This is a genomic window from Xanthomonas sp. WHRI 10207 (assembly GCF_040202975.1).
In the GTDB taxonomy this organism is placed as follows: Bacteria; Pseudomonadota; Gammaproteobacteria; order Xanthomonadales; family Xanthomonadaceae; genus Xanthomonas.
Map to the genome: position 1 here is coordinate 267,224 of NZ_JBEGDX010000004.1, position 15,988 is coordinate 283,211.

The 15,988-nt window shown below is 63.7% G+C and carries 12 protein-coding genes; 5 read left to right on the forward strand and 7 right to left on the reverse strand.

Going from position 1 to position 15,988, the window contains the following annotated elements; all coding sequences use genetic code 11:
• Positions 1-33 precede the first annotated feature (33 nt).
• Positions 34-2,535: a hypothetical protein gene (locus ABQU90_RS15495; RefSeq protein WP_323522479.1), complete on the reverse strand. Its 2,502-nt coding sequence runs from the start codon at positions 2,533-2,535 to the stop codon at positions 34-36.
• A gap of 653 nt (positions 2,536-3,188) precedes the next feature.
• On the opposite strand from ABQU90_RS15495, the gene ABQU90_RS15500 reads away from it, so the two are divergent.
• Positions 3,189-3,662 (forward strand): hypothetical protein, encoded by a 474-nt coding sequence (locus ABQU90_RS15500; protein WP_055848035.1) that lies wholly within the window; start codon positions 3,189-3,191, stop codon positions 3,660-3,662.
• Positions 3,663-3,897: 235 nt separating this feature from the next.
• Positions 3,898-5,052, forward strand: a complete 1,155-nt coding sequence (locus ABQU90_RS15505) for a hypothetical protein (RefSeq protein WP_323522478.1) — start codon at positions 3,898-3,900, stop codon at positions 5,050-5,052.
• A 102-nt stretch (positions 5,053-5,154) separates the two neighbouring features.
• Here ABQU90_RS15505 and gloA read toward each other — a convergent pair whose 3' ends face one another.
• The 4 genes from gloA to ABQU90_RS15525 all read right to left on the reverse strand — a co-directional run bounded on the left by gloA (position 5,155) and on the right by ABQU90_RS15525 (position 9,613).
• Entirely contained in the window at positions 5,155-5,679 is a 525-nt protein-coding gene (gloA, locus tag ABQU90_RS15510) for a lactoylglutathione lyase (protein ID WP_323522477.1), read from the reverse strand.
• Positions 5,680-5,894: 215 nt separating this feature from the next.
• Positions 5,895-6,932, reverse strand: a complete 1,038-nt coding sequence (locus tag ABQU90_RS15515; RefSeq protein WP_407078780.1) for a copper resistance protein B — start codon at positions 6,930-6,932, stop codon at positions 5,895-5,897.
• Between the two features lie 233 nt (positions 6,933-7,165).
• On the reverse strand, positions 7,166-8,992 hold the full coding sequence (locus ABQU90_RS15520) for a copper resistance system multicopper oxidase (protein ID WP_323522475.1): 1,827 nt from the start codon (positions 8,990-8,992) through the stop codon (positions 7,166-7,168).
• Between the two features lie 225 nt (positions 8,993-9,217).
• Positions 9,218-9,613 carry a CopL family metal-binding regulatory protein gene (locus ABQU90_RS15525; protein WP_323522474.1) on the reverse strand — a complete coding sequence of 132 codons (396 nt, stop codon included), beginning with the start codon at positions 9,611-9,613 and terminating at the stop codon, positions 9,218-9,220.
• Positions 9,614-9,745: 132 nt separating this feature from the next.
• On the opposite strand from ABQU90_RS15525, the gene ABQU90_RS15530 reads away from it, so the two are divergent.
• The 3 genes from ABQU90_RS15530 to ABQU90_RS15540 all read left to right on the forward strand — a co-directional run bounded on the left by ABQU90_RS15530 (position 9,746) and on the right by ABQU90_RS15540 (position 13,779).
• Positions 9,746-10,849, forward strand: coding sequence for a PLP-dependent cysteine synthase family protein (locus tag ABQU90_RS15530; protein ID WP_323514793.1), 1,104 nt, complete (start codon positions 9,746-9,748; stop codon positions 10,847-10,849).
• A 96-nt stretch (positions 10,850-10,945) separates the two neighbouring features.
• A complete protein-coding gene (locus ABQU90_RS15535) occupies positions 10,946-12,970 on the forward strand; it encodes a M3 family metallopeptidase (protein WP_323522473.1) in 2,025 nt (674 codons plus the stop codon).
• 137 nt (positions 12,971-13,107) lie between these two features.
• A complete protein-coding gene (locus ABQU90_RS15540) occupies positions 13,108-13,779 on the forward strand; it encodes an SH3 domain-containing protein (RefSeq protein ID WP_311238834.1) in 672 nt (223 codons plus the stop codon).
• A gap of 244 nt (positions 13,780-14,023) precedes the next feature.
• Here ABQU90_RS15540 and fabB read toward each other — a convergent pair whose 3' ends face one another.
• Complete coding sequence (gene fabB / locus ABQU90_RS15545; RefSeq protein WP_115528947.1) at positions 14,024-15,232, reverse strand: beta-ketoacyl-ACP synthase I; 1,209 nt, start codon at positions 15,230-15,232, stop codon at positions 14,024-14,026.
• Complete coding sequence (gene fabA, locus ABQU90_RS15550) at positions 15,232-15,747, reverse strand: 3-hydroxyacyl-[acyl-carrier-protein] dehydratase FabA (RefSeq protein ID WP_039421849.1); 516 nt, start codon at positions 15,745-15,747, stop codon at positions 15,232-15,234. Before fabA ends, fabB begins: the two co-directional genes overlap by 1 nt.
• Positions 15,748-15,988: the final 241 nt, after the last annotated feature.

The window sequence follows — 15,988 nt, forward strand, 5'->3', positions numbered from 1 at the left end:
CGTGCAGCGCCGGCGTCCATCCGGGAGTGCGCGCTAGCGGTTGAGTGCTGCGCAGGTGCTGGCGTCAGTGCTTGTGCAAAGCATGTTGCCGTTGCCAGGGCGGGGCTCATTGATCAAGCGCTGCGGTTCGCCTCCGCTCGCAGTGCGATTGGCGCGGATCAGCGAGTCTTTGACGTTTTCATTCTGAATTCGAAACGCCGGGACGATGTTGTTCTCCAGCAGCGAATTGCTCACCCGATCCAACAGCCCAACGCTGCCGCTCGCACCGGTGGCAAACCGGTTGTTGCGGATGATGGCGGTACTGAGAACGGAGCCGGTGTACGTGCGGTTCTGCAGATCTCCGCCTTGGCTGATCATCCGATTGCCGCCTTGTACGTTGAACGTTGCGGTCGAGTCTTGCGACGACAATGGATTCGTCGTCGCCTCGGCGGTGACCTCATTGTTGAGCATTTGCGAATGCCAACCGGGTAGCAGCGCCTGGGCATCGGTGTAAAAACCGTTCGGCTGCACCAGGCTCCCGCCGAAGCGATTAAAACGGTTGTACGCATGGATCACATCAGCGGATGGATAAAAGTTGGTGACAGGGCCGGACCCGTTGTAATCGTTGTTGACGAACAGCATCCTGCCATTGGTCGTCACGATGCTCACATCCGATTGCTGATCAGGGGGGATCTGCCAGGCGCTGTCTAGGGTGACGGTGTTGCCGAGAGTCAGCGGGTTGCCTGTCAGGTAGCGCTGCTGTCCGGTGCCTTTTCCAGCAACGATCATCGCTGAGTTGCCGTCGGCATTGCAGCGGTACGCCAGATCGATGGCTTGCCTTGCCAATGTCAGTTGTTTCCCCGAGACCGCAGCAGCCTTCCCGAAGTAGTTTCCGGTGCCTTCGTCCATCGTGAGCTGCCACGGTGGGGGCTCGGCGTCGACTGGGTATTGATTGGCGTTGTTGGCGTAATACACATCCCGGCTTGGCGCGCTGAATTGCAGTTCCGACGGTGTACCGTAATAGGGTGCCCCTGCAGAAATGTTCCTGTTGTGGGTGATGAGCGCGTTCTGCGCGTCGTGGTTGAACGCCAGCGCCGTCTCGTGCCAACGCAAGGTATTGCCCTGCACTGTCACGCCATAAACATTGCTGTCCATGAAAATCGGTTTGGTACTGGTGATGTCGTTACCGGAGATCTGCAAGTTGGACGTATCCATGGCCTTGATGCCGGTCGTGTGCGGATCGGTTCTTGTCCGATCTGACGACTTGCCGAGTGTGATGATTGAGTCGCGTACGAACGGAATCGAATGCAGGTCCTCGACGGACATGTGTTCGAACAGGATTGCACTGCCTTCGCGCAGATTCGGCGCGTTGATGGAGAGATCGCGTATGCCATACACGCCAGCGGCATAATTGATCGGGCGGCCACATTTAGGTTGTTTGGCCTGGTTGTAGGCAGTGGAGCCACCCTTGAAGATCACCGCCGGCGCATCCTTTCTGCCGACCACCTGCGGAAAGTTCAGCACGGTTGCCTGCTTGCCCGCACCTGCGATGACTGTGTGGTTGGGGATATTGTCGAAGCCTCGGCCGGACAAGGTGTAGCTGCCCGCAGGAATGGACACCACGCCACCCTTTGCATTGGCCGCGCAGGCGAATGCGGCCGCAAAGCTGGCGTCGTCCGAAGCGCCGTTGCCGATGGGCGGCGCAACATTGCATCGGGTTTGCGGCCAATTGGTTGCATACCCGATGTTGATACTGGTGATGGTAGTGCGCGGCGCCGTGCGATCCGGTCCGCTGCCGAAGTTTTGATAACGACTCCACGCGCTTGGGCCACCAGAGCCATTGTGTAGATACAGCTCATAATCGCCTTGCGGCACGTCGGCGGGAATGGCAAAACTCTGCACATACATTCCTTCCTTCGGATTGGAGAGATCTGCGCTCAGGATTCGCTGCACGCTTCCGTTTCTGACCAATGCGATCCGTACCGGTTGGCTCGATGCCGACATTCTGCCCAGTGCCGTGCCGAAGACGTTGAGTCTGCCGCCTGGAGACGCACCACCGCCCACGTTGCCTTGCACGAACCAGATATCCGGCGCATTCACCAGCGTTGTCGCACCGGTCCCGATGCCGGTGACGATCCGATACGCGTAGACGCCGCGCGCACGATCGGGCAGCTGAAACTTGAGTGATTGCTCGGTGGCTTGGCTCGGCACCACGTTGATCCAACCACTGTTGGTGCTGTCGGCGACATCCAATGGGCTGCCTACTGCGCCATCGTCGAGCCGGGTAAGGCGCACTGTGGCGGTTGGGTTGAGATTGCCGCCGCTCACGACAACCGTCTCGTTGCGATCGACCGGCTGCGATGCCCAGAACGTCATTGCGGTACCTGGCGGCACCTCGTCAGGCCGTGGATAAGCAAACGATGCAGGAGAAGCCGCGCCTCCCGTGCGCGCTTGGTTAGCGCCCAGATCAGGCCGTTGGGATGCGCTGCCATCAGTGCTGGCAACGCAAAGCGTCACTGCGATAAAGGCCGTAAGTTTGGAGGTTTTTACACCCATGTCGGATCACTCCTGATGCGGAAGCGAAGGGCTTCCGGAACGTGCGACCACCACGCGATGCGTTGCGCAAGGATCGTGCAAGACGGTTCAACGGTTATTGCTGGATGACGACAGCGGTGCATCGCACACGCGCATGCGCCTGCTAAAACCGCAGAACCATGATGCTCAGTGGCGTGGGGCTCGCCGAGCAGCGGCCATCCTAGAGATGCGCAGCTGTTTGAATGCGAACAGATGTCACACAGTCGTGCTCGCTTGGTTCCAATGTCTCGCTGCGGGAGCCAAGTCACTCTTTGAGACATGTGAAGGCGGTGTGGGGTGGTTGCGCGCTTCTGCATCGCGCTGCGGAATCGTTCGCTTCCCTCCGCCCTCGCGACGGAATCATTCTGCGATGCGATGCGATGCGATGCGATCGGCAAGGCAGCGATTGCGAGTGGAGCGTGCATCGCTGTGGTTGCGCCGTGGTCGCGAGGCGCAGATGTCTCTGCTGTTGCGAGTTGCGAGTAGCGCGGGTCCATTCGCGCAACGACCATACTTGCCTGACGGCCGGTAGCAGCTTGGTCAGCGGTTCTGGCGCTCGAGCACAGCCTCTGCCAACGCTTTGGCCCAGGTTATGCATAAGCTTCTTGCGAGGGTCACACCACGCAGGAGGACGTATGCAAGAGTCTTTCAAACAGGGGGCGCCGGCCGAATTGTGGCAGGCGTTGGTGCGCGAGGCGGGGCAGCGGATCGCACGTCCGCTGGACGAGTCGCGCGAGCATTATCTGGTCTTCGTGTTGCTGCGCTTTCAGCGCGATGCGCATCTGTTGTCGCGCACGCAGGCATTGGCGTGGTTGCACGCGCAGGAGCAGGTCGGCAGCGTGCGTGCCGATTTGTTGCGGGATGTGGGCGACGGCTGTCTGCTGATTGCCGGGCTGTTTCCCGGTCTGGCACAACGTCGCCGGGTCAGCGTGGACTACTTCATCGATCTCGGACGCGGCGCCTATTCTGACGTTGCCGACACCCGCTGCAGCGATGCAAGCCTGTTCGCGCAACTGGCCGATAGTTATCGCGAGTTGGTCCGCATCCTTGCTGCGTTACGCACGCCACCCAATTGGCAACCTGGGGCGGGCGGGATCTTGCATGCCTGAGCAGTGAGTCTGGGCAGGGGTGGTCCCGACACACGCGTCGGGCCCGCCCCGACTGCGATTGCCCGCGTCTGCGCGCACACTACCCCGGCAGGCAGATCCGCCGGGTAAGTGCCATTACCCCCATGATCAATGCCCTGCAGTGTTGATCGTCGTAGCGTCGATGCGCTGCGGCGCATCGTGCGCGCAGCATGGGGGACATGCTGCGCGTCGCAATCATCCAGAGGGACGTGGATTCATGAAGACGTGTATCGCGGCGGTGCTGTTGGCACTGCCTGGGCTTGCTATTGCACAAGACCTGCCGCCGGGCTATGCCGGTGAGGGCGGAATGACGCTGCAGGAAATCGACCCTGCCATCTATGCGTATCACTACGACCACGGCTTCGTGGGCGAAGATGCGATGGGCTGGGATCCTGCACTGCAGTTCGCCTGGTCGCGCATCGCCGCTGCCGAGGTTTGCGCACAGCAACCGCCATCGGATGCGGTGATCGCCAAGCTGGTGGAGCAGTACGGCAAGGATGCCGTGGTGCACCAGACCAACGGCATCGGTTTCCATGCAGCGCAGATGCGTGCTTCCAGTACGTTCTGTACTCCGACGCGTCATGCAGAAGCTGTCGCGGTAGTGCCCGCGTTTGCGGGCGGGGACTTTTCTACCGCAACCGCGTATGTCGCTGCTGCCGAGGCGGGGACGCTAGTGGTGGTGGCAGAGAATCAGCCGAAGACCATCGGTGATGGGGATGCACCGACTGCGCCATCGCTTTCTGCGGACTGGGCATTGATGCTGCCACTACAGCCACGAATGATCGTCGCCGCCAATGGTCAGCCGGCCGGCGATGAGATGTTGCACGTGATTCGGCGTGGACATACCGGCGCAGTCATCGCGGGGCAGGTTGCTGGAAATGTGCTCACCGGTGTCCTGCTAGGCAGAATGGGGGGATTCACCTTTGACAAACGCCAGTTGAAGGGTGAGGAGATCGAAAGCATCGGCAACCCGGGATATGCGCTACAGCGCGATGCGATCAATGCGCAATTGAAGCGCTATTTCACCGCCAAGCCCGGCGCGATGCCGATCGATGCATTTCCGTTGCAAGTGCTCATGTCCGAATGGCGGCTGGTTTACCAGAGCCTCAGCGACGAAAAATCCCCGTACGAACTACGTTATCAGGTCAGCATTGGTGGTGAATCGAGCGGATTCTTGAAGCGCAAGGCCAGTCCGTACAGCCTGTCGTGCCAGCCTACCCTTCGCACCGCCTCGTTGGAAGAGTGGGAAGCCAACGATTACGCATTGGTCAAAGAGGCCGCACAAGCCTATAGCGACGAATGCGCAGCGAAATTCGCCGAGCAGTTGCCGCAGTGGTTCCCAGACAGAGCGACTGTGACTGCCTCCAACTGATCAGTATCAGACTTGAAGGCAACTGATCGACACGGCTGTCTGCACAACGGAATGCGTGAAGGTTGAAAAAAATGCCCGGCTAACCCCGGGCATTTTTGTGCATTACGCCAGCGGTGTATTGGAAATGATCTCCACCCAATAGTCGTCCGGGTCCTTGATGAAAGCCAGGTGCTTCATGCGGCCGTCTTGCAGGCGTTTTTGGTATGCCACGCCGAGGCTGTCGAAGCGTGCGCAGGCGGCGTGGATGTCCGGTACCGAGACGCAAATGTGGCCGAAGCCGCGTGGGTCGCTGTTGCCGTCGTGATAGACCGGGCCGTCCTGGGTTTCGGTGCCGTGGTTGTGGGTGAGTTCCAGCACGCCAGGGATGCCGGCCATCCACAGACGGCGCGCTGCGTCGTCGTCGGGAATCGCTGTGCCTTCCGGCAGCAGTGCGAGAAAGTACAGGCTGAACTGGGCTTCGGCGAAGTGGCGCGCATCCAGCAGGCGGAAGCCGAGTACACGCGTGTAGAAGTCCAGTGAGCGTTGCGCATCCTTGATGCGCAGCATGGTGTGGTTGAACACGAAACCGCTGGTTTCAGCGGGCGCGGTGCTGGCGCCGGGAACGTGTTGCAGATCGGTCAGAGGCATGTTGGGTTCCTTGTTGAAAACGGGGGCGCAGGTCAGTGCTGCAGTGGATGCCGATGTTAGCGAGGCAATGGTTGTCGGCGTGTCTGCATTACGCGCGTCGGTGATCTGGGCTCCACGGGCTGTGGTCGATCATCGCTGTATGTCTGCGTTTGCCTGCGTACAGGCCGTGCGCATGGGCCGGAGCGGCCAGGTCCATGCGCACGGCCGTGACCATCTCAGAACCAGATGCGCACGCCGGCGATGAAGCGGCTGTCGCGTGCCGGTTCGTCGTCCATCGTGGCGCGCTGGACCCGGTTGCCGAAGCTGCGCTGATGCACCCAGCCGATGTAGGGCGCAAACCGGCGCGTGATTTCGTAGCGGAGGCGCACCCCCGCTTCGAGCTGCTCCAGTCCGCTGTCGATGCCGCGCTGCGTATCCTCGCTCAATGCGATGTTTGCTTCCACACGCGGCTGCAGGATCAGGCGGTTGGTGAGCAGTACGTCGTATTCGCCTTCCAGGCGCAGGGCCGCGCGACCTTGGCTGCCCACGAAGAGAGTAGCCTCGGTTTCGAACTTGTACGGCGCCAGGCCTTGCACGCCGAATGCTGCCCAACTGCGATGGTCGGTGCCGATGTCCTGACGCACGCCCACCAGCACATCCCACCAGGGCGAGACGGCGTGGCCGTAGAACGCTTCGACCGACGCATCTTGCGTGCGCCCCTGTTGTCGCTCGCCTTCGCTGCGTAGCCAGAGTCGGTTGATGTCTCCGCCGATCCACGCGCGCGCTTCCCATTGCTGGCCGCTGCCGCGATCGGTGTCGAACGCTTCCAGTCGATCGAGCAACACGTACCGGTTGACTCCCGTGCCATGCATCGCGTGGCTGTGCACGGGTGCGAAGGCCGCTGCGATGTCTTCGGCGGTCGGCTCTGGAATCGGCTCGCGTGGCCGTGCGGTGCTGTGGGTGGAGGCATGCGTTTGCATCGGCACGTTTGTAGGTGCGTCGTGATGCATCTGCGCATGGTCCATAGGTGTGTGATCCATCGGCGTCTGCTGCGCGGGGGATTCATCCATAGAAGCGTGATTCATCGCCGCGTGATCCATGGAGCCATGCTCCATGCCCGCGTGCGACATGTGGCTGTGATCGGTAGGCGGTTTTGATGCGGATTCCTGCGCCTCGGCCTGCTGCAGCGCCGGTACATCGGTGTGTGCTGCATGTGATGCGGCGTCGTGGTGAGCAGTCTCTGCAGGCGATGGCCCCTGACCGACGTGCTGCATATGCGCGTGGGCCATCTCCATGGCAGGCAGCGTGTCCTGCGCAGTTGCCGACTCCGCATCCGACGCTGTCACCGTGTGCAAATCGGCATCGTCAGCCTCGGCCGTCATCTGCATTGCATGCACATGCGGGTCGTGCGCTGCGTCGTTGCTCGGCGCATCCACATGCTCCTGTGCGGCCAACGATGCACTGAACAACCACGTGCTCACGAACAGTGGGCGTAGACGTAACGCGCTCATGCGTCCACCCGCACTTCGCGCATCATGCCCGCTTCCATGTGGTAGAGCAGATGGCAGTGGTAGGCCCAGCGGCCGAGCGCATCCGCGCGCACGCGATAGCTGCGGCGCGTGCCGGGCGGCATGTCGATGGTGTGCTTGCGTACCTGGAAATTGCCGTTGGTATCTTCCAGGTCGCTCCACATGCCGTGCAGGTGAATCGGGTGCTGCATCATGGTGTCGTTGACCAGCACGATGCGTAGCCGCTCGCCGTAACGCAGCCGCAGCGGGTCGGCGGAGGCGAAGGCGATGCCATCGAAGGACCATGCGAATTTTTCCATGTGGCCGGTCAGATGCAGCTCGATCTCGCGACCAGGCTCGCGGCCATCCGGGTCGTCGAACAGGCTGTGCAGATCGCCGTAACACAGCACGCGGCGGCCGTTATCGCGCAGGCCTATGCCGGGGTCGTCCAGTCGCGGTGCAGTGGCATTGCTGCGCATGTCGATCAACGGATTGCCAGTTTCGCTGGCGGGGTGGTGCGGTGCCTTGTCCGATGCGCTGTCCGGGGTGTGCGCATGCTGGGCCGGCATCGGCATCGGCATCGGCATCGGTATCGGCATCGCATGTCCGGCATGCATGTCGCCCTGCATGGCATCGTCAGCGTGCATGGAGTGATCGGCATGCCCCATGCCATCGCCATGCGCCATGTCCTGCATGGTCAGGATCGCGCGTGGGTCCAGTGCGGGAATCGGCGCCCGCAGGCCATGCCGCACTGCCAGCGTGCCGCAGGCAAATCCAGTGCGGCCCATGTCCTGCGCAAACAACGTAAACGCATCCTGGCCGGTCGGCTCGATGAGCACGTCGAAGGTTTCGGCCGCAGCAATTCGCAGCTCGTCCACGCTGACCGGATGCACGTATTGGCCGTCGGCGGCGACCACGGTCATGCGCAGGCCGGGGATGCGGATGTCGAAGTAGGTCATCGACGAGCCATTGATGAAACGCAGCAACACCTTTTCGCCGGGAGTGAACAAGCCGGTCCAGTTGCCGGCCGGCGCCACGCCGTTGAGCAGATAGGTGTAGGTGTTGGCGTTGACGTCCGACAGGTCGGTGGGGGTCATGCGCATGCGCCCCCACATGCCGCGGTCGGCCAGTGTCGCGCGCAAGCCGTCTTCGCGCGCATCGCGCACAAAATCGCCCACCGTGCGTTGCGCGTAATTGTCGTGGCTGGGCATCTGTTTCAAACGACGGAACAGCGCCGCCGGGTCGAGATCGGTCCAGTCCGATAACAGCACCACATGTTCGCGATCGTGGCGGTACGGCGGCGGTGTCAGCGGGTCGATGACGATGGCGCCATACAGACCAGCCTGCTCCTGGAACATCGAGTGGCTGTGGTACCAGTAGGTGCCGGATTGGCGCAGCGCGAAGCGGTAGTGATATTCCTGGCCAGGCGCGATGCCATCGAAGCTCATGCCCGGCACGCCGTCCATGTTGGCGGGCAGCAGCAGGCCATGCCAATGCAGCGAGGTGGGCTGGTCGGTCAGCCCATTACGCACACGCACGCTCACCGTGTCGCCCTCGCGCCAGCGCAGCGTTGGCGCAGGTAGGCTCTGATTGACGGTGATGGCAGGGCGCGTGCGCCCGGTGAAATTAACCGGCAGCCGGCCAATCTGCAGCGACTGGCTGCTGCCGCGCAGGACCGGCGTGGAGACCGCGCCGGCCGCACGCGCATCGGTGCGCCACAGCCCGGCGCCTGCGGCAAGCCCGCCCAGGGCCAGGCCTTGCACAAAACGACGCCGGCTGATGGCGGGTGTGGATGTTGGATCGAACACAGGGGAATCGGAAGACATGTCACCTCCGGCGCGTCTGCAACAGCAGGCAGACGCAGCGCATCGCTGGGAAATCCCGCGTGCGAGGACGCGGGGCGAAGCATGCGTGGAATGGCCGATGGACGTGGTGCGCGATCGTCAGATCAGGCGGACGACGCACGGATCGTCGAAGCGTTCGCGCAGCCCCTGCCGATGCTGAGCAGCGGCGACGCAGCGCTGATGAAGCGCGTCGTGTCGTATCGGCCGTTAGCCGATGGGAGGTCGAACCGGTTGTTCGTGTGCCGGGCTGGCACGGCCTTCGTCCAGGGCGGCAGGCACCGCGGAATGGCAGAGCAGCCCTGCCGGGACCGCAGACAGGGTCAGCAAGGCCAGGCTGCCGTGTTGCAGGCAGTCACAGCTGCCCAGCTTGCAGCAGTCGCTTGCGTGCGCGTGTTGGGTCTTGTCGGGCAACGGCGCCGCATCGGGCGCTGGCATGGCGTCATGGCAAGGCATTGCTGCTGTCATGCGCGCCTGCATCGCGTGCGTTGCTCCCTGCGGCCTGGCCATGTCCGGCATCGCCATGCCTACCGACGCCCACGCGCCGGTGGCCGTATTGGCGACCAGGCACAGGCATAACAGCAGGCGGAACAGGCAACGCAGCACGGGCGGTCGGGGCTGGCAAAGGACGCTGCGAGCATACCACCGGCCCGCAACTGTCCGCCCGATGACTGCCCGCCCCGGGTGCGCGCCTGGCGGCGGTAGAATCGGCGTCTCTTTCGCATCACGTCCGTGCCCATGTCGCAGCGCCAGTGGGTGGCCGCCGCCATCCAGAAGATCGAGGCCGATTTCAATCGTTCGGCCGACACCCATCTGATTCCGATGGACCTGCCGGGCTATCCGGGCATCGACCTGTACTTCAAGGACGAGTCCAGCCACCCCACCGGCAGCCTCAAGCACCGCTTGGCGCGCTCGCTGTTTTTGTATGCGCTGACCAATGGCTGGCTGCGTGCAGGGCGCCCGGTGATCGAGGCCTCCAGCGGGTCGACTGCGATTTCCGAAGCCTATTTCGCGCGCTTGCTGGGGGTGCCCTTCATCGCGGTGATGCCGGCCTCGACCTCGCCGGAGAAGATCGCCGCGATCGAATTCCAGGGCGGCCGCTGCCATCTGGTGGAGCGCGCCTGCGATCTGGACAGCGCCTCGCACCAGCTCGCGCGCGAGACCGGCGGGCATTTCATGGACCAGTTCACCTACGCCGAGCGCGCTACCGACTGGCGCGCCAACAACAACATCGCCGAATCGATCTTCAAACAGCTGGCCGAAGAACCGCACCCCATCCCCGACTGGATCGTCTGCAGCCCCGGCACCGGCGGCACCAGCGCCACCTTGGGGCGCTATGTGCGCTATCGCCGCCATCACACCCGCATCCTGTGCGTGGACCCGGAAGTGTCGGTGTTCTTCGATGGCTATTGCCGCGCGGTGGACGGGCAGTGCCCCAAGGAGCTGGCGATCACCGGCGGCTCGCGCATCGAAGGCATCGGCCGGCCGCGGGTGGAATCGAGCTTCATCGCCAGCTGCGTGGATGAAATGATCAAGGTGCCCGATGCCTTGAGCCTGGCCGCGATGCGTCACGTCAGCGCCACCCTGGGCCGTCGCGTGGGCGGTTCCACCGGCACCAACTTCATCGGCGTGCTGCACGCCGCGCAGCGGATGCGCGAGGAAGGCCGTCAGGGCTCCATCGTCAGCATCCTGTGCGATGCCGGCGAGCGCTACGCGCACAGTTACTACAACCCGGCCTGGTATGTGGAACGCGCGATCGATGTCACCGACAGCGATGCGGCCATTGCCAGCGCGGTCAACGGCGGCGCATTGCCGCAGCTGCCTTGTGCTGCGCTGGAATGATCGCCATATCGGGAGCCTGCTGACGCGCGCCGCGTGTCGGTAGGTGTCACCAGACATCTTCGTCATCCCTGATCCAGTCCACCGCCGGAGCGCCTCATGACCAACCCGCTGCTCGACCTGTCCGGACTGCCGTCCTTCGATGCCATTCTTCCCGCGCACGTGGGCCCGGCGATAGACCAACTGCTGGCCGAGGCGGAAGCGGCAGTGAAGGTGGCCGAGCAGGTCAGCCCGGTGAGCTGGAACAGCTTCGTGGTGCCGCTGGACGATGCCACCGAGCGGTTGTGGCGCGCGTGGGGCCAGGTCGGCCATCTGCAGGCGGTGATGAACACGCCCGAGCTACGCGAGGCCTACAACAGCAATCTGCCCAAGGTGAGCCGCTTCGGCAGCGCGCTGGGCCAGAACCTGGCGTTGTACGCACAGTACAAGGCGCTGGCGCAATCGCCGGAAGCGGCCGATTACGACGCCGCACGCCACAAGGTGCTGGACAACGCGCTGCGCGATTTCCGTTTGGGCGGCGCCGAGCTGGATGACGAGGCCAAGGCGCGCTTTGCGCAGATCCAGGAAGAACTGTCCGCGTTGGCGGCCAAGTTTTCGCAGAACGTGCTCGACGCCACCGACGCATGGTCGTACGTCACCGAAGACGACACCCAGTTGTCCGGACTGCCGGCCGAAGTGATCGCCGCCGCCCGCGCTGCCGCAGAAAAAGATGGCGTGCCGGGCTGGAAGTTCACCTTGCAGATGCCGTGCTATTTGCCGGTGCAAAGCGATGCCGATAGCCGCGACCTGCGCGCGCTGCTGTATCGCGCCAACGCCGAGCGCGCGTCCGAATTCGGCGATGCCGCGCTGGACAATAGCGCCAATATCGATCGCATTCTCGCCCTGCGCGCAGAGCTGGCGCAGCTGCTCGGGTTTGCCGGGTATGCCGACTATTCGGTGGCCACCAAGATGGCGCAAAGCCCGGATGAAGTGATGGGGTTCCTGCGCGACCTGGCGGTGCGCGCCAAGCCGTATGCGCGGCGCGACCGCGCCGAACTCGAAGCTTTTGCGCGCGACGAACTGGGCCTGGACGACCTGCAGGCCTGGGACCTGGCCTACGTCAGCGAAAAGCTCAAGCAAGCGCGCTACAGTTTCTCCGAGCAGGAAGTGAAGCAGTATTTCACCGAGCCGAAAGTGCTGGCCGGCCTGTTCGATGTGATTCACAGCCTGTATGGACTCACCGTCAAGCCGGACAGCGCGCCGGTCTGGCATCCGGATGTGCGCTTTTACCGGCTCGAAGATGCGCAAGGCGCGTTGGTCGGCCAGTTCTATCTGGATCTGTACGCGCGCGAAGGCAAGCGCGGTGGCGCCTGGATGGACGATTGCCGCAACCGCCGCGAGACCGCCAACGGCGTGCAGACACCGCTGGTGTATCTGGTGTGCAACTTCGGCCGTGGCAGCGGCGATGCACCGGCCACCTTCCGGCATGGCGAAGTCACCACGCTGTTCCATGAAATGGGCCATGGCCTGCATCAGCTACTCACCCGTATCGGCGAGCTGGGTGTGGCCGGGATCAACGGCGTGGAATGGGACGCGGTGGAATTGCCCAGCCAGTTCATGGAGAACTTCTGCTGGGAATGGGAGCGCGTGCAGGCGATGACCGCGCACGTGCAGACCGGCGAGCCGCTGCCACGCAATCTGTTCGACCGGCTGCTGGCCGCGCGCAATTTCCAGAGCGGCATGTTCACCGTGCGGCAGCTGGAATTCGCATTGTTCGACATGCAATTGCACAGCAGTTTCGACCCGACCCAGGACAGCGTGCTGCAGCTGATCGAGCGCGTGCGCGACGAGGTGGCCGTCAATCGCCCGCCGGCGTGGAATCGCTTCCCGCATCAGTTCAGCCACATCTTTGCCGGCGGCTACGCGGCTGGTTACTACAGCTATAAATGGGCCGAAGTGCTCAGCGCCGACGCCTACGCCGCGTTCGAAGAAGCACCCGAGCAGGTGGCCGAAACCGGTGCGCGCTTCCGCTTTGAGGTGCTGTCGCGTGGCGGCAGCCGTAGCGCTGCCGACAACTTCCGCGCCTTCCGTGGCCGCGCGCCCAGCATCGATGCGCTGCTGCGGCATAACGGCATGGCGGGCTGAGTGGGCCAGTCGTGCGCCTGCCATCGCTGGCAGGCGCTGCGTTCGCAATGCAGTGAGGTGGGTTGTCGTATAAGCGCAGCAGCGCGGTCACTCAGGTGGCCGATGCGCGACTGGATCAGCACATCAAGGAACGTGCAATGCAGCAACGTCTGTCATGGAGTTTGGTGGTGTTGATTGCCGCGGCGGTACCGGCCGCGGCGCAGCACGCCGGTCACGCCAGCAGTCTGGCTGGCCTGCGCGCAGGCCCTGGCGAGGAATACCGGCGCGTGGGCGAGGCCAGCGCCGGCAACGCGCTCACGGTCTATGGGTGCCTGAAGAACGGCAGATGGTGCGATGTGCGTACGCCGGATGCGCGCGGCTGGATGCCTGCGCAAGCGATCGCGCTGGAGCGCGGCGATCTGAGCCGCGTGGTGCCGAAACTCGAGTTTTCGCTGGACGCGTATTGGGACGCGCATTACCGCGGCCGCGAATGGACCGTGGAGAGTGAGCGCGCGCTGTGGCGCGACCATTCACCCGGCAACTCGCCGGCGCTGGAAGTGCTTGCGCCCGGTGAGGGCCTGCCGCAAACCGGCGACCCCTCCATCGCAAGACGCGCCAAGCAGGAGACACGCGTAAACACCGAACGGACTAACCGCGAGCGGGCCGAGATTGATGCGGCCAGGAGCTTGCAGTTCAAGCGCGATCAGGCCCGCACGGCGTGCCGCAGCAGGCAGCGCGCACAAGAGCAGAGCGCTGCCAGGGACGCGAATGGCCAGCCCGCCAGCAGCGGGACCTCGATGGAAGATTGCGACCGCTTGCGGGACGAATAAGACACCGCAGCTGCGCCTTGGCGCAGAGCGGTAAAGCGTGATTGCACGTCGCGCTTTCTCACATAGGCATGTCGTCAACATGCGCGCTGGCAACGCTGTTCTGGTGCATCGCGGTGGCTTGAAGTTGCACCGCCCGTCTTCCCACTGATGGACGAGGGGCAAGCCCTTGTACGGCGCGGACACGGATCGACTCTCCGTACCCGCGTGGCAGCACAACGCGCTCACGCGCGTTTGCATGCAGCGATCACACCCGCCCGAACACCAGAGTGCCGTTGGTCCCGCCAAAGCCAAAGCTGTTGGACATCACCGTATTCAAGGTGGCTTCCTGTGTCTGCCGCAGGATCGGGAAGCCTTCGGCGCGCGGGTCGAGTTCGTCGATATGCGCCGAGCCGGCCATGAAGCCATCGCGCAACATCAGCAGGCTATAGATCGCCTCGTGCACGCTGGCTGCGCCCAGCGAATGGCCGGATAGCGCCTTGGTCGACGACAGCGGCGGTACGTTATCGCCGAACACCGCGCGCACCGCGCCCAGTTCGGTGACATCGCCCAGCGGTGTCGAGGTGCCGTGCGTGTTGAGGTAATCGATCGGGCGATCCAGCCCCTGCATGGCCATGTGCATGCAGCGCACCGCGCCTTCGCCGCTGGGCGCCACCATGTCCGCACCATCGGAGGTCACGCCATAGCCGAGCAGCTCGGCATGGATGCGTGCGCCGCGTGCGACGGCGTGGTCGTAGTCTTCCAGCACCAGCATGCCGCCGCCGCTGCCGATGACAAAACCGTCGCGCTGCGCATCGTACGGACGCGAGGCCACTGCCGGGCGATCGTTGAAGCCGGTGGACAACGCGCCCATCGCATCGAACATCACGCTCATGGTCCAGTGCAGTTCTTCGCCGCCACCGGCGAACATCACATCCTGCGCGCCATGCCGGATCAAATCCGCCGCCGCGCCGATGCAATGCGCCGAGGTCGCGCAGGCGGCCGACAGCGAATAGCTCAGGCCGCGGATCTTGAACGCGGTCGCCAGCGAGGCCGACACCGCCGAGCACATCGTACGCGGCACCATGTACGGGCCGACCTTGCGCACGCCGCGGTTGCGCAGCAGGTCGGCGGTTTCCACCTGCCATTGGCTGGACCCACCACCGGAACCGGCGATTACGCCGGTGCGCACATCGCTGACCTGTTCGGCACTCAGGCCCGCATCGGCAATCGCATCGCGCATGGCCAGATAGGCGTACGCAGAGGCGTCGCCCATGAAGCGTTTGAGCTTGCGGTCGATCAGGGCTTCCAGATCCAGCGTGACCGCACCGCCCACCTGGCTGCGCAGACCGGCCTCGGCATGGTCGGGCAGGGCGGTGATGCCGGAGCGGCTTTCGCGCAATGCGGTGGAGACGGTGTCCAGGTCATTGCCCAGACACGAATTGATGCCCATTCCGGTGACGACGACACGACGCATCAGAAGTTCTCCGTCGAAGTGAACATGCCCACGCGCAGATCCTTGGCGGTATAGATTTCGCGCCCGTCCACCAGCATGCGCGCATCGGTCTGCGCCATGACCAGCTTACGGTTGATCACGCGGCTCACATCGATCTCGTAGCTCACCAGCTTGGCGCTGGGCAGCACCTGGCCGGTGAACTTGACCTCCCCGCAACCCAGCGCGCGGCCGCGGCCTGCAGCGCCGATCCAGGTCAGGAAGAAGCCGGTCAGCTGCCACATCGCATCCAGCCCCAGGCAACCGGGCATCACCGGGTCGCCGATGAAATGGCAACCGAAAAACCACAGGTCGGGGCGCACATCCAGCTCGGCGCGAATCACGCCCTTGCCGTGCGCGCCGCCGGTGTCGCTGATCTCGGTGATGCGGTCGAACATCAGCATCGGGTCGTTCGGCAGCCGGCCGCTGTCGGGTCCGAACAATTCCCCGCGCGCGCTGGCCAGCAATTGGTCGCGCGAATACGCACTTTGACGAGTCATGACAAACGTTTCCTGCAAGGAGCGAATGGCGAAGCCGGCAAGGGTGCATGAGCCGGCGCGGTTCAATCAAACGTTTTATCCGTACGCATGCGTGCTGTTTTCAGACGATTGCGCGGTGCGGCACGCAATGGGGTACGTCGCCACCTCGACCCGGCACACGCAATCCAGCCGTCGGCAACAGTGACATCGGGACGCCGCCATGACGGTCCAGCGCGATGGCGAAGGCGAGAACCGGCGACGG